The sequence below is a fragment of the Actinoplanes sp. NPDC051513 genome, assembly GCF_044454685.1.
GTDB lineage: Bacteria > Actinomycetota > Actinomycetes > Mycobacteriales > Micromonosporaceae > Actinoplanes.
Map to the genome: position 1 here is coordinate 20,951 of NZ_JBITDW010000020.1, position 13,253 is coordinate 34,203.

The following is a 13,253-nucleotide window of genomic DNA, read 5'->3' on the forward strand; positions in this document are numbered from 1 at the left end:
GTCAAGGGGTCGGACCCTGAGCGGAGACGGTCGCGCCGATTCCCTTTATCTGCCACCGCGACCGGGCGGCGGGGGCGATGGCGGTCGATGCGCCGGGCGCCTGGGGACGCTCTGCGTAGCCGTCGACGACGACGCTGCGGTGCACGAACGCGTCCTGCGTCCACGGGATGAACTCCAGCAGCGGGGTGGTCTCGCTGAGGAACGTGCCGGCTAGATGCTGGTGCACCTGCATCATGTCGCCGGCGTGGGGGACGACGCGGAGGCCTTCGGCGGCGGCGTGCTGGGCGACCTGCATCCATTCGGTCACGCCGCCGACCCGCGTCACGTCGACCTGGATGACGCGCAGGGCGCGGGCGGCCAGGAAGTTCGCGAAGGCCTGGTACGAGTACAGGCTCTCGCCGGCGGCGATGTCGACCGGGCGCGCCGCCTGCAGACGCCGGTGGGCCGTGATGTCGTCGGCGTGCACCGGCTCCTCGAACCAGTCCATGCCCACCTCGGCCAGCACCGGCAGCATGCGGTTCGCGGTGCTGAAGTCCCAGCGCTGGTTCGCGTCGCACATCAGGGTGATGTCGCTGCCGACGGCCTGGCGCGCGGCGCGGACCCGGGCGGCATCCTCCCGCCAGTTCGCCTTGCCGACCTTGACCTTGACGCGCTGCCAGCCGCGGTCGACCAGCGAGCCGAGGTCGCGGGTGAGCTCGGCGACGCTGAGGTTGAGCCAGCCGCCGTCGGTGTTGTAGGTCTCGATGGGGCCGGCGGCGCCGCCGAGCAGGCGCCACAGCGGCAGGCCGGCGCGCTGGGCGGCGAGGTCCCACAGCGCGATGTCCACCATCGACAGAGCCATGTGTACGGGTCCGGCCCGGCCGATCCAGTGTGTCGGCAGCCAGTAGAGACGCTTCCAGGTGCCGAGGATGTCCTCGGACGACGCGCCGAGCAGGGCCGGCGCGTAGTAGTTGTCGATCACCTGGGTCAGCAGTTCGGCGCCGCAGTGCACGCCGGAGATCCCGGTGCCGACCCGGCCGTCGGCCGTGCGGATCTCGACGACCGGGACCGTCCAGGCCGTCAACTGGGCGGTCGCGTCGGACAGGGTCTGTGGCAACGGCACCGCGAGGGCGTACGTCCCGACGGAGGTGATCACGGCTCCCTCGTCGCCGGGGGCCAGCTCGGCCAGCGAGGGGGAGAGCAGCCCCCGGACGTCGTGTGCCATGTCGTGCTCCTCGTCAGGTGCGTGGTTCCGGGAGGGCCGGGAACTCCCCAGTCGCCGGCCCTCCCGGAGGTCATCGGGTGGTGTAGCGGATGACGTCGGTGCGCATCACGTCGCCCGACACCTTGACCGCCTTGAAGGTGTGCTGCCCGTTCTTCAGTCCGGAGGCGCTGAACGCCTTTTGCTGGGTTGCGCGGACGGCGCCGTGGGTGTCGACGCTGCGGACGAGCTTGCCGTCGATGTAGACGTCGACGAGCCCCTGGTCGGGTGCGGTGGCGGTGATCCAGTCGACGCCGGTGCCGGTGAACGTGTACGAGACCGCGTCGCCGTTGCGCGAAGTGGCGTGTACGTCGTCCAGACGGTCCCCGCGGAACGCGAAGTCCAGCTGGGCCGCGCCGACCGGAAGGCCGGCGAGGTAGGCCGAGCGCAGGGTCACGGTCGACCCCGACAGGGTGTAGTCCCTGCCCGGCGTCAGGGCCGCGCCGCCGTTCGAGACGCCGGCGAACTCGCTGCCGTCACGCAGGAGCGCCACCGGTACGTCGGCGGGCGCCTGGCGGTCGAACGATGCCGTGGGCGGGTCGAGCAGGCTCGGCTGCAGGACGTCGATCCGGTCGACCAGCATGAAGGAGCCGGACTTCTTGACGGCCCGGAGCGTGTGGCTCCCGTTGGGCAGGTCGTTCACCGTGAAGACGGTCTGCTGCGCGAGGCGCGGCTGCCCCTGGTCCCGTCCCGTGTTCACGGTCTTCACGAACTGGCCGTCGACGTAGATGTCGACGTTGCCCTGGGACGTGTCCATCTCGGTGAGGTACGAGACTCCGGTGCCCTGGAACGTGTATTCGAACGCGTCGCCGTCGCGCTCGGTGTAGTGCACGCCGTCGCCGTAGTCGCCGAGCCCGCGACCGGTGCTTGTCGACCACGATCCCACGTATGCGATGCCCTGGTCGGTGTCGTCGTGGGTGATGGTGCGGACCGGGCCGGTCGTCGACGGCGGCGCGGTGGCGCCGGTGTCGGTGACGGTCAGGGCGAGCGGCTGCGAGGTGGCGGCGACCTCGTTGCCGCCGTTGCGGGTCCAGGCGCCCTGGTAGCCGACGCGCAGGGCGTCGTCGTTGACGGCGACGGACGCGCTGGACTGCGGCGTCACCTTGAGCAGGCGTACGCCGTGGATCGGCACATCGGCGGCGGTGAACTTGCCGGCGAAGCGGCCGAGGTCCGTGCGGGCCCACAGGTCGCGTACGGTGGCGGCGCCGGTCAGCCCGATGTCCGAGAAGTTCGCGGTGATGTCCTTGTCGGTGCGGCCGAGGTTGAACAGCGCGACGGTGTAGCTTCCGTCGGCGTCGAGCGCGTACCAGATCGGTTGCTGCGCCGACGCGTTGACCGGGCGCGCCGGGGTTCCGGCCTGGTCGACCGCGATCACTTCCGGATTGGTGACCAGGCTCAGGCCGTACGCGTCAAGGTTTGTCAGGTCGTTGCCCAGATAGAGCGGCGCCGCCGAGATGGACCACAACGTCATCGCGGTCCGTCGCTCGTCCTTGGTCAGGCCGTCCATCGAACCGTTGCCGACATCCAGCGAGTCGAGGTCGTTCCACCCGCCGTTCCCGCCGTTGCGCCACCAGGTCGCCAGGTCGGGGAAGAGCCGCGCGATGTTCTGCCACTGGGTGAGCGCGTCGTTGGCGCAGTAGCACTCGACGTCCCAGTCGATCCGCCAGCCGTTCGCCTTGGACCGCCAGTAGTCGGCGTACTTGGGGTCGAGCGCCCAGGACAGCTCGAACCAGATCTTGTGCTTCTTGAGGGCCGACGACCACGCGGCGACGTCGTCGCGGGCGTCGAGCGAGAGATCGCTGATCCCGGAGCCCGGCGTGACGCTGTCGAACTTGACGAAGTTGACGCCCCACTGGGCGAACAGGTCGGCGATCGAGTCGATGTACTTCTGCGAGCACGGATTCGAGAAGTCGATCTTGTAGCCGATGTTCCAGTAGTCGGCCTGCTGCGTCGGCTGCTTGACGATGTCGTGGGTGGTGCAGCCGGGCGCGCCGGCGATCGGCAGGCTCGCGTCGTACACGGCGGCCGAGATGCCGGGGATCATGTAGAGCCCGAACTTCTGGCCGTTGGCGTGGACGTGGTCGATGACCTTCTGGAAGTCCTTCATGGGTTTCGGCCGGCCGTTGGCGTCGACCCCGTCGTTCCAGCCTGCGTCGACGTTGATGTAGTTGTAGCCGTACTTCTGGAGCTTGGCGTGCATGGCGTCGGACTGACTGATGAGCTGGTCGGGCGTGATCCACTTACCGTTGCCGGAGTAGACCTGCATGCTGTAGCTGCTCCAGCCCATGTACGGCTTCACGGCCCACGGGTCGGGGGCTGAGGCGGCGGTCGGGGCTGTTGTTGTGGCGGGTGCGACGGCCGCCCGCGCGCCCGGCGGTGGACTCGGCTTGGGTCCGGTGTCGGCCTGCGCCGGATAGGCGCCGGCGCCCAGGAGCAGGAGCATCGCGGCGCCCAGGACGGCCGCGGAACGAGTTGACCTCAATGTCATACCTTCCTGGTTTGGGGTGCGGGGTATCGCCGGGCGGCGGTGGGCCGTCCGGTTCTCGTCGGTTTTGTCAGGTTCTTCTCAGGATGCGACGAAGGCCTGGATGCTGACGGTGGCGGCGCCGCGCGCCCACTCCTCGAAGGGCAGCGGCCGGATGGAGAGCGGGCAGTCGGTGGCGGCGCCGAACGCCTGGCGCTCGAAGCCGGCGCGGATGTGCGTCTCGAACAGGTCGTACGCGGCCAGGCCCTCGCCGGAGACGACGATGCGGGCCGGGCCGACCAGGTTGGCCACGGCGGCGATGCCGCAGCCGATCGCGTTGCCGGCCTCGGCGAACACGGCGCCGACCCGCTCGTCGCCGCCGCGGGCGAGGGCCACCGCGTCGTCGAGGCCGAGCTCCGGCCGGCCGGAGCGCTCCCGGGCCCGGCTGACGATGGCGTGGGTACCGGCGATGGCCTCGACGCAGCCGCGCCCGCCGCAATGGCACACGGGGCCGCCGACGTCGACGCCGATGTGGCCGATCTCGCCGGCGACGCCGTGCGAGCCGGAGACGAGCCGGCCGTTGACGACCAGGCCGCAACCGATGCCGGTGCCCACGGTGATCAGGGCGAATGACTCGGCCCCCACGCCCTCGCCGAACCAGTGCTCGGCGGTGGTCAGCGCCTTCACGTCGTTCTCGACCGTGACCGTCAGCCCGGTGATCTTCTCGGCCAGATCCTGCAGCGGTACGTCGTGCCAGTGCAGGAACGGCGAGTACCGCACCAGGCCGGTGGCGCGGTCCACGTCGCCGGAGACGGCCAGGCCCAGCCGGCGGGTACGGGTGCGGTAGTCGCCGGGACCGTCGAGCAACTCGTCGACGAGGTGGCCGAGTTCCGTGAGGACCTGCTCGACCTCCGCGTACGGCAGGGGGCGGTGGGCCGACGCCCGTACCTGTGCGCCGAGATCGCAGACCACGCCGATCAGCTCGTCGGCCGTGATCTTCACGCCGACGAAGAACTCGCGATCGGCCCGGATGGCGAGGGGGCTGGCCGGCCGGCCGGCGCCCGGGCCGGACCGCTCGGTTGCGGCCAGCTCCTGCAGGTAGCCCTGCTCGATGAGCGGCCGCGCGGCCTTGGTGACGGCGGCCGACGACAGTCCGAGCCGGCGGGCGAGACCGACACGACTGAGCGGTCCCTCGGTCAGAACCGCCGTGAACACGGCGGTCATGGCCGGTGCGACGTTATCGGCCTCGGTGAACATGGCCGAAACGTAGGTCAGCGGCTTACGGAAATCAATACTTGACGAAGGAAATTATTGAGCCTAGGTTTCGGCCATGTTTCCCGAGACAGGCACTCGGCCGCGGTAACAGGAGGCCTGATGGCGACAACCACGCAGCATCCGATTCCGCCGCCGAGTGCGGCCGAGCGGCCCGCCCGGCCGTCGGGGCCCGCCGGCCCGGCGGTGCGCCGGCGCAGCCGCTGGTCCCAGGCGCAGCGGTCCTGGCGGCTGCACTGGCAGCTGTACCTGCTGGTGAGCGTGCCGTTGGCCTACTTCGTCATCTTCAAGTACATCCCGATGAGCTTCAATGTCATCGCGTTCACGGACTACAGCCCCGTGCTGGGCCCGTGGGGCAGCCCCTGGGTCGGCCTGCGGAACTTCCAGCAGCTGTTCAGCAACCCGGTCTTCGGCACGCTGCTGAAGAACACCTTCATCCTGGCGTTCTATCTGGTGCTGGCCAGCTTCCCGGTGCCGCTGGCGCTGGCGCTGGCGCTGAATGAGATCCGCAACGGCTGGTTCAAACGCACGGTGCAGATGGTCACCTATGCGCCGTACTTCATCTCCACTGTGGTGGTGGTCTCGATGACGATCCTGGTGCTGTCGCCCCGGATCGGCGTCGTGAACCAGGGGCTCGACGCGGTCGGGGTCGGCCCGATCAACTTCCTCGGCGATCCGGGCTTCTTCCGGCACATCTACGTGTGGACCGACGTCTGGCAGACCGCCGGATACGCGGCCGTCATCTACCTGGCGGCGCTGGCCGGCATCGACCCGGCGCTGCACGAATCAGCCAAGATCGACGGGGCCGGGCGGCTGCAACGCATCCGCCACGTCGACCTGCCCGGAATCATGCCGACCGCGGTGGTCATGTTGATCCTGGGCGTGGGAAACATGATGGCGATCGGGTTCGAGAAGGCCTATCTGCTGCAGAACAACCTGAACCTCGCGCAGTCGGAAATCATCCCGACATACGTCTACAAGACCGGCCTGATCAACGCGGACTTCAGCATGGCCACCGCCGTCGGCCTGTTCAACTCGGTGGTCAATCTCTGCCTGTTGCTGATGGTCAACTTCGTGGCCAAGCGGATCACCGGAAACGGATTGTGGCGATGACGACCATCACTGTGATATCGAAGCTGCGGCGCGATCGCCGGACCGCCGCGAAGGTCCGCGAACCATTCGGTGACCGCGTTTTCCTGATCGTTGTCAAAATCATGCTGGTCATCGCGCTGGTGCTGGTTCTGCTGCCGCTGATCTACATCGTGTCCAGCTCGTTCAGCAGCCCGGCCGCGGTCAACTCGGGCCGAGTGAGCTTCTGGCCCGTCGACTTCTCGCTGGAGGCGTACCGGTCCGTCCTGAGCAACTCGGAGGTCCTGCAGGGCTACTACAACTCACTGATCTACGCCGTCGCCGGCACGGCGATCAGCGTCACGCTGACGGTGGCCATCGCGTACCCGTTGTCCCGCAAGACCTTCTACGGGCGCAACGTGCTGATGACGCTGCTCATCTTCACCATGCTGTTCTCGGGCGGCCTGATCCCGACCTACATGGTCGTGCACGACCTCGGCATGCTGGACACCCGCTGGGCCCTGCTGATCCCCAACGCGATCGGCGTCTGGCAGGTGATCATCGCCCGCACGTTCTTCGCCAACTCGATCCCGGACGAGCTGTACGAGGCGTCGATGCTCGACGGGGCGAGCGAGTTGCGGACCCTGCGGTCGGTGGTGCTCCCGCTGTCCAAGCCGCTGCTGGCCGTCCTCGCGCTGATGTACACGATCTACCAGTGGAACACCTATTTCGACGCCCTGGTGTACCTGAGGGATCCCGATCTGTATCCGTTGCAGATCGTGCTGCGCAACATTCTCCTTCTCAACACGCCCCGCACGGGTGCCACGGACCTGGCACAGCAGATGCATCAGATACAGCTGGCCAATGTTCTCAGGTACGCGCTGATCGTCGTTTCGAGCCTCCCCGTGCTCATCATCTACCCGTTTGTCGCGCGCCACTTCAGCAAAGGCGTTCTGGTGGGCGCCGTCAAGGGCTAGTGGTAACTCAAGAATGGAAGGAACCATGGCACTGCGTTCCCCTGGAAAAATAGCAATCGCATTGACGGCCGCCACCGCATTGGCGGTGACGGCGGGCTGTACCTCCAGCAGCGAGGACAGCGCCCCCCAGGCGAAGATGGACGGCGACAAGGTCGTCATCTCCGTCTTGGCGCCGGCCGACGCCGACACGAAGCTCGACACCAACGCGATCACCACGCTGCTCAGCGACAAATACAAGATCAAGTTCCAGTTCCAGACCACCACGTACGACGGCGGGCCGGCCAAGGAGAAGCGGCAGATCGCGATCTCCAGCGGCGACTACCCGGACCTGTTCATGCTGATTCCCTGGGTCGACGCGTTCACCAAGACCGACGTCCAGAAGCTCGGCAAGCAGGGCGTCGCGGTGCCGCTGGAAGACCTGATCAAGCAGTACGCGCCGAACATCCAGAAGGCGCTGGACTCCAACAGCGTGCTCAAGGCGATGTCGACCACGCCGGACGGCCACATCTACGCCCTGCCGCAGTGGTCCGACTGCTACCACTGCACGTACCACGACAAGCTCTGGATGAACTCCGCGTGGTTGAAGAAGCTGCACCTGCAGACGCCGAAGACCACAGAAGATCTGCGTACGGTTCTGAAGGCGTTCAAGACGCAGGACCCGAACGGCAACGGCAAGCCCGACGAGCTCCCGATGAGCACCGACGCGCAGGACAGCACCCTGATCAGCTACCTGATGGGCGCGTTCACCTACGTCCCGTACGGCGGCAACAACGGCATGCCGGCGCTGCTGGCGCTCAACGGTGACACGGTGACGACCCCGGTCGACAAGCCCGAGTGGCGCGGGGGCCTCAAGTACATCAACTCGCTCTACAAGGACGGTCTGATCGACCCGGGCTCGTTCACCCAGAACCCCGAGGCGCTCCAGACCATCGGCAACAACCCGTCGGCCGTCCAGCTCGGCTCCGCGCCGGTGCTGTGGCCGGGCATCTTCGTCCAGCTCGGCTCGAAGGACGGCCGGGACAAGCAGTACGACGCCGTGCCGCCGCTGACCGGACCTTCGGGCAAGAGCTACACCGGGTACAACAATCCGACCTCGACCGGCTACACCTTCATGCTGACCAACAAGTCCAGCAAGGAGGCGCGCATCGCCGCGATCAAGATGCTCGACTACATCTACACCGACGAGGGACAGGTCATCGTCAACACCGGGCCCGAGGGGGTCGGCTGGGTGAAGCCCGGCGCCGGCGACGTCGCGCTCGACAAGACGGTGAAGCCGACGTGGAAGCCGATAACGGGCCCGGACGTGCCGAAGAACATCGCCTGGCAGGCCCTGGGGCAGTACAACGTGACGCTCGCCCTGCGCAACGCCCAGGCCGTGCCGGAGGACATCTACTCCGAGGCCGGCCTCGAGCGGCGGCTGTTCGAGGCGACGAAGCAGTACGAGCCCCACGTGGACAAGGCGCAGGTCTTCCCGGAGGCCCAGATCTGGGCCGATGAGACCGCCGTCTCCGAGATGGCGACGCTGAAGACCAACCTCGACAGCTACGTCAGCCAGGGCGTGCTGGCCTTCATCACCGGCACCAAGAACATCGACACCGACTGGGACTCCTGGGTGCAGGGCCTCGACGGGCTCGGCATGAAGCGGTACCTCGAGCTCAACCAGAACGCCTACGACAAGTTCAAGTCCGTCAAGTAATTCCGCCAAGTGACGGACGGGCCCAGCCGGTTGGCGACAGCCGGCTGGGTTCCGGCGCGGTCAGGCGGGCTTGATGCGGTAGCGCTCCGTCATGAACAGGTAGACCGCCGAGCGTCTCGAGAGTCATCGCTGGGGCAACCCGGCAGAGCCAACGAAGCCGCAGCTGGGCTCGGCGGCAACGTGGAATGATCAACTCATGCCATTCCTGAACGCCGCGGGGGTCGATGTCCACTACATCGAGCGCGGTCCCGCCGTCGGTGACGCCGTGTACACGGTCGTGCTGTTGCACGGGTTCCCGCCGGATCATCGGATCATGACCGGCTGCTTCGAGCCGGTGTTCGAGAACCGGCCGGGCTGGCGCCGGTTGTATCTCGATCTTCCCGGGATGGGGCAGACCATCGCGCCGGAGACGGTCCGCAGCACCGATGACGTCTTCGCTCTGGTTCGCCGTCGCGATCGGCTTCGCGCGGGGGCCGACCGGGAGGTCCGTTGGATCAGCATCGGGCTGCGCTGCCTCACCGACGGCACACTCGGCGTCTACGCGGACTGGAAGATCGACTACACACCCACTGCCCATTTACTCACCAGTGCTTGACCGATCGAACCAAGTACCCGCGGCGACAGCCGTCCCGCACGACTCGCGGCAGATCCGTGTACCTGCTACCGGCCACGTCGGCTGCGAGCCGAGCCGCCTCGGAGCATGCTGGGGGTATGGGAGCGATGACCCGGCAGGAAGCGATGGACTTCATCTGTGTCGGAAGCCGCACGGGCAAGCTGGCGACCGCGTCGCCGAGCGGGAGTCCGCACGTGGCGCCGGTGTGGTTCGTGGTCGATGGCGAGGATCTGGTGTTCACCACCGGCGAGCAGACCGTCAAAGGGCGCAACCTGCGGACCAATCCGCGCGCAGCACTCGCCGTGGACGTGTCTGAGTACCCCTATGCGTTCGCCGTGATCCGTGGTTCGGTCACTCTCGAACGGCAAGCTCCGGACCTGCTCACGTGGACCACGAGGATCGCTGAACGGTATGTCCCGGCCCGGCTCGCGCCCGACTTCGGCAAGCGTAACGCCGTTGAGGGCGAGGCGTTGTGCCGTCTGCACATCGACCGCATCAGCGGCGTCGTGGACATCGCCCTGTAACCTGCCGGTCCGCTGACCGCCGCCGAAGCCGTCGTACAGATCCAGCGAGGACGTGTCTTTTCAGTGCAGACGCGCCTGGAGGGCCGCGAACTCCTCCTCGCTGATTGCTCCGGCGTCGCGCAGGCTGACGAACCGGGCCAGCGCCTGCGTCCGGTCCGGCGTGGGACTGGGCGAGGTCACGAAATCGGCAGTTCCCTCCGACGATCCGGTTCGGGAGTGCGTCTGGCGGTGGGTTTCCCATTTCAGTTGTGCGGTGCGGCGCTGCATGGCCTCGATGATGGAGACGCCCGGCCGGCGCTTGGCGGTGCTGCTCGCGCCGGGCAACGCCGGCAACCGGCTGACCCGCGCCCCACCGCCGCCGCCCTGGCCGGCCGCGGCCTCACCGTGCTGCTTCTCGGCTATCGCGGCTACGGCGGCAACCCGGGCAGCCCGAGCGAGGACGGGCTCGCCCGCGATATCGAGGCCGCGCGGACGTTCCTCGTCGAGCAGGCCGGCCGCGCGGCTCGGCGGCAGATCAGTGCGGCCTGCGCGGTTGGTGTAGGCCCGGGTCCGAGGGGCGACCGCCGGACGGCTCGTACGAATCTGCTAGCGGACCCAGACCCTCAGCTCGCCGAGGGGCGTAAAACCGCCGTCCTGTGCGGCCGCGAGCGCATCCCCACGCTCGTAACCGACAAGGGGGCGGCCCGGGAAGAACGCCGCGACAACGTCGGCCAGCTCCGCCCAATCGACACGATGCCCGGATACGGCGTACACGTTCGACACATCGACAGCGCCACTGCCCAGCCGGGCGACCGCGCCGGCCACGATGCGATCATCGACGTACCGGGCCAGGATGCGGAAATGAGCGCGCCGCAGCAGCGGCGGTAACAGAACATCACGGGTGTCATGCTGGCCGGTCCACTCGGAAAGCTGATCCGGGTCGGTCACCGCAACCCACCCGGCAGGCACTGCACGTCGCCGGCCCGGCTCGGCTTCGCGGTGGATCCAGGTGGCCGAGAACAGCAGCTCCATACCCTCGCCGGCCAGGTCCACAGTCGCAAAGCTGTCCTTGACCCCGCAGCGCTCTCGGCCATCAAGGCGAGCGAGGACTTGCTCCGCGGTCACCTCAGGCTCCACGACCACTGCATCCGAATGCAGCGGCGGCGGGGCATCCAGCGCGCTCCACAGTCCGTCAGCCAGAATCGACCCGACCCGGTGCAAGGCGCAGAGGTCGTCGTACCATCCCACACTCGCATCGACCGCACTACGAAGCCGCAGATCCATCACCCCACCCTGCCCTTCCCGGGGACGACCTGCGCCCCTCATCTCGGCAAATCCAGAGATCGGCTCCATCGGGCGGGCTGCTACGGATCGTGGCGCTCTCAGCGGGAAGTTCGACCGTTCGTTGACTATGACCACGACGGCTGGAGCGCCGGGCGCCCCGGGCCATGGTGCGCCCGGGGCGACTTTCGTTCCGGCCGTAGTCGTGTGGTGGGCCGACAGAGTCGAGCAACAGCGTCAGGTGCGAGGGCGCCGACAGTCAGGACGGGGAGATCTCGCCCGGCGCGCCGATCGTGTAGAGCAGAAGTGCGAGCGTGGCCAGGCTCAGGGCGGCCAGCACGATGTGCCGCCAGGTCAGGGTTCGGGTCATGGTGGAGCCTCCTTGTCAGCGGGCGGCGGGGATCGGTCGGGTGAGCGTGAAGGTCAGCCCCCGCTGACGTGCGGGGCGCCGACGGTGTAGAGCAGCAGGGCCAGGCTGGCCAGGGTGCTGGTGGCCAGGGCCAGGCGCCGCCAGGTGAGCTTGGTGGTCATGGACCTTCTCCTTTCGTCAGGCGGTGGCGGGCGCGACGGCAGGTGCGGGTGTCACGTGGTCGCGGCGGGTTCTGCGCATCGCCAGCACGACCAGGGCGACGGTGCCGCCGCTGATCAGGACGTCGCCGGGGCTCGCCACCTTGCGGATCAGCGGCACCGCAATGATGTCGCCGAGCGGAGCCAACCGGGTGCCGGCGCCGGCGGGCGCGTTCTTCGGGCCTTCGAGTCCGGGCGCGTTCCCGACCGCCGCGGACGCCGCCGGGTCGTACGGCATCCGGCCGTTCAACCCGATGACCAGGGCGTTCATGGACGCGCCCAGGGTCCCTCGTTTCTAGCCCGCGGTATGCCACGTCACCATCGTCAAGACGACATCCCCGGGCTCCGGACACCATGGGCGACCAATGATCCGGGACGGGTATCCTGCCGGATCCGCTGGTCGAGATTGCCGCCAAACATCGTCTGCACGTAACAATCGCCATTCACGGAATGACCGCCGCCTAAGACTCGGGTCGAACAACAAGATGGGATGCGAACCTTGACCTACTTCTCCCGGGGCAAGCAACCAGATCAGGCGGCTCGGGCGATGCAGATTCGGGCGCTCAGCCGCGGGCCGGCCTCGTAGAACATGTACTGCGCCCCGCCGTCCGTGCCGAACGACGGCGCCGCCGCCCGGCCGTTGTCCGAGGCCCCGGGGGCGTAGAAGACGCCCAGATGGTTCTCTCGGTCGAAACTCGGCCCCACCTCGGTAAGCCGCATCTTGCCGTCGTTGCCGTGGTACGCCACGTAGACCGTGCTGTTGCGGAATACCAGCGACGGCCCGGAGATGTCGGTGAGGCCGTCCGGCTCGGGGTTCACCAGCGATGTCTGGGCGAACTGCCACTGGTCCCATCCGTTCGGCGACCAGCCGTGATAGATGCGCCGCCGGCCCGAGAGCACCCCCATGTAGACCATCGTGTATCTATTGCCCCGCCCGGGGATCGCGTATTCGAAGACCCTCGCGTACGAGGTCTCGGTGAGGCCGGGCACGAGACGCGTACTCAGAATGGGAGTCTCGTCGCGGAACGAGAGGCCGTCGGACGACCGGGCCACGCGGGTCGTGGTGTTCTCCCCGTGGAAGTAGAGGAAGAACTGTTTCGTGGCCGCGTCCCAGGTCACGTGCGGCGACGACACGTGTGAGACGGTCGTGCTGGGCAGCACGTTGTCGATGATCGGGTTGCTCGCGTACTCGGAGAACGGCCCGTTGAGCGAGTCGGCCCCGGCAACGCAGATGCCGCCGGGCTTCTCGTGCGGTGCGTAGTACAGGTAGTAGCGGCTGCGCGCGCCGCTGATCTTGTCGTAGACGCCGCGGATGCAGGGGAAGATGAACTCCCCGGTCGGGTTGTAGCGCAGCGGCGTCTTGAGCGCGTCACGCAGATAGGTGTAGGTGGGCATGCCGGCGGGCCCGGCGGCCTGCGCGGCAGCGGGCACGCCGACACCGGCCAGGCCTGCAAATCCCGCAAATCCGCGGAGCAAAGCGCGTCGTTCCATACGGCGACCTCCAAGAGCGACGAGGCGCCGGAGGGGGCGGCCGACGCCGGAGGGGACGCATCGAAGTTTCGCCGTCGTCAA

Annotated in this window: 12 protein-coding genes; 5 read left to right on the top strand and 7 right to left on the bottom strand. The window is 67.9% G+C overall.

Annotation, left to right across the window (positions count from 1 at the left end; translation table 11 throughout):
• Window position 1: 1 nt before the first annotated feature.
• The 3 genes from ACIA5D_RS38985 to ACIA5D_RS38995 all read right to left on the bottom strand — a co-directional run bounded on the left by ACIA5D_RS38985 (window position 2) and on the right by ACIA5D_RS38995 (window position 4,928).
• Window positions 2-1,204, bottom strand: a complete 1,203-nt coding sequence (locus tag ACIA5D_RS38985; RefSeq protein WP_396035524.1) for a mandelate racemase/muconate lactonizing enzyme family protein — start codon at window positions 1,202-1,204, stop codon at window positions 2-4.
• Window positions 1,205-1,274: 70 nt separating this feature from the next.
• Window positions 1,275-3,722, bottom strand: a complete 2,448-nt coding sequence (locus ACIA5D_RS38990; protein WP_396035525.1) for a X2-like carbohydrate binding domain-containing protein — start codon at window positions 3,720-3,722, stop codon at window positions 1,275-1,277.
• An 84-nt stretch (window positions 3,723-3,806) separates the two neighbouring features.
• Window positions 3,807-4,928, bottom strand: a complete 1,122-nt coding sequence (locus ACIA5D_RS38995; protein WP_396035526.1) for an ROK family protein — start codon at window positions 4,926-4,928, stop codon at window positions 3,807-3,809.
• A gap of 150 nt (window positions 4,929-5,078) precedes the next feature.
• Between ACIA5D_RS38995 and ACIA5D_RS39000 the strand changes: the two genes are divergently transcribed.
• The 5 genes from ACIA5D_RS39000 to ACIA5D_RS39020 all read left to right on the top strand — a co-directional run bounded on the left by ACIA5D_RS39000 (window position 5,079) and on the right by ACIA5D_RS39020 (window position 9,854).
• Window positions 5,079-6,089: an ABC transporter permease gene (locus ACIA5D_RS39000; RefSeq protein ID WP_396035527.1), complete on the top strand. Its 1,011-nt coding sequence runs from the start codon at window positions 5,079-5,081 to the stop codon at window positions 6,087-6,089.
• Window positions 6,086-7,021, top strand: a complete 936-nt coding sequence (locus ACIA5D_RS39005) for a carbohydrate ABC transporter permease (RefSeq protein WP_396035529.1) — start codon at window positions 6,086-6,088, stop codon at window positions 7,019-7,021. Before ACIA5D_RS39000 ends, ACIA5D_RS39005 begins: the two co-directional genes overlap by 4 nt.
• Before the next feature lie 85 nt (window positions 7,022-7,106).
• Window positions 7,107-8,717, top strand: a complete 1,611-nt coding sequence (locus ACIA5D_RS39010) for an extracellular solute-binding protein (protein ID WP_396035530.1) — start codon at window positions 7,107-7,109, stop codon at window positions 8,715-8,717.
• Window positions 8,718-8,913: 196 nt separating this feature from the next.
• Window positions 8,914-9,312: an alpha/beta fold hydrolase gene (locus tag ACIA5D_RS39015; protein WP_396035531.1), complete on the top strand. Its 399-nt coding sequence runs from the start codon at window positions 8,914-8,916 to the stop codon at window positions 9,310-9,312.
• A gap of 116 nt (window positions 9,313-9,428) precedes the next feature.
• Window positions 9,429-9,854 carry a PPOX class F420-dependent oxidoreductase gene (locus ACIA5D_RS39020; RefSeq protein ID WP_396035532.1) on the top strand — a complete coding sequence of 142 codons (426 nt, stop codon included), beginning with the start codon at window positions 9,429-9,431 and terminating at the stop codon, window positions 9,852-9,854.
• A gap of 60 nt (window positions 9,855-9,914) precedes the next feature.
• Here the strand turns inward: ACIA5D_RS39020 and ACIA5D_RS39025 are convergent, their stop codons facing one another.
• The 4 genes from ACIA5D_RS39025 to ACIA5D_RS39040 all read right to left on the bottom strand — a co-directional run bounded on the left by ACIA5D_RS39025 (window position 9,915) and on the right by ACIA5D_RS39040 (window position 13,172).
• On the bottom strand, window positions 9,915-10,187 hold the full coding sequence (locus tag ACIA5D_RS39025; protein WP_396035533.1) for an SHOCT domain-containing protein: 273 nt from the start codon (window positions 10,185-10,187) through the stop codon (window positions 9,915-9,917).
• 252 nt (window positions 10,188-10,439) lie between these two features.
• Window positions 10,440-11,117 (bottom strand): hypothetical protein, encoded by a 678-nt coding sequence (locus ACIA5D_RS39030; RefSeq protein WP_396035534.1) that lies wholly within the window; start codon window positions 11,115-11,117, stop codon window positions 10,440-10,442.
• Window positions 11,118-11,661: 544 nt separating this feature from the next.
• Entirely contained in the window at window positions 11,662-11,952 is a 291-nt protein-coding gene (locus ACIA5D_RS39035; protein WP_396035535.1) for a DUF5317 family protein, read from the bottom strand.
• Between the two features lie 260 nt (window positions 11,953-12,212).
• The gene (locus ACIA5D_RS39040; protein WP_396035536.1) at window positions 12,213-13,172 is read right to left on the bottom strand and encodes a hypothetical protein; all 960 of its coding nucleotides are present in this window, start codon (window positions 13,170-13,172) and stop codon (window positions 12,213-12,215) included.
• Window positions 13,173-13,253: the final 81 nt, after the last annotated feature.

Bases quoted from the DNA above. Each gene is read 5' to 3' on its own strand.
- ACIA5D_RS38985 (WP_396035524.1), bottom strand. From the start codon at position 1,204: ATGGCACACGACGTCCGGGGGCTGCTCTCCCCCTCGCTGGCCGAGCTG.
- ACIA5D_RS38995 (WP_396035526.1), bottom strand. From the start codon at position 4,928: ATGACCGCCGTGTTCACGGCGGTTCTGACCGAGGGACCGCTCAGTCGT.
- ACIA5D_RS39000 (WP_396035527.1), top strand. From the start codon at position 5,079: ATGGCGACAACCACGCAGCATCCGATTCCGCCGCCGAGTGCGGCCGAG.
- ACIA5D_RS39005 (WP_396035529.1), top strand. From the start codon at position 6,086: ATGACGACCATCACTGTGATATCGAAGCTGCGGCGCGATCGCCGGACC.
- ACIA5D_RS39015 (WP_396035531.1), top strand. From the start codon at position 8,914: ATGCCATTCCTGAACGCCGCGGGGGTCGATGTCCACTACATCGAGCGC.
- ACIA5D_RS39020 (WP_396035532.1), top strand. From the start codon at position 9,429: ATGGGAGCGATGACCCGGCAGGAAGCGATGGACTTCATCTGTGTCGGA.
- ACIA5D_RS39030 (WP_396035534.1), bottom strand. From the start codon at position 11,117: ATGGATCTGCGGCTTCGTAGTGCGGTCGATGCGAGTGTGGGATGGTAC.
- ACIA5D_RS39035 (WP_396035535.1), bottom strand. From the start codon at position 11,952: ATGAACGCCCTGGTCATCGGGTTGAACGGCCGGATGCCGTACGACCCG.
- ACIA5D_RS39040 (WP_396035536.1), bottom strand. From the start codon at position 13,172: ATGGAACGACGCGCTTTGCTCCGCGGATTTGCGGGATTTGCAGGCCTG.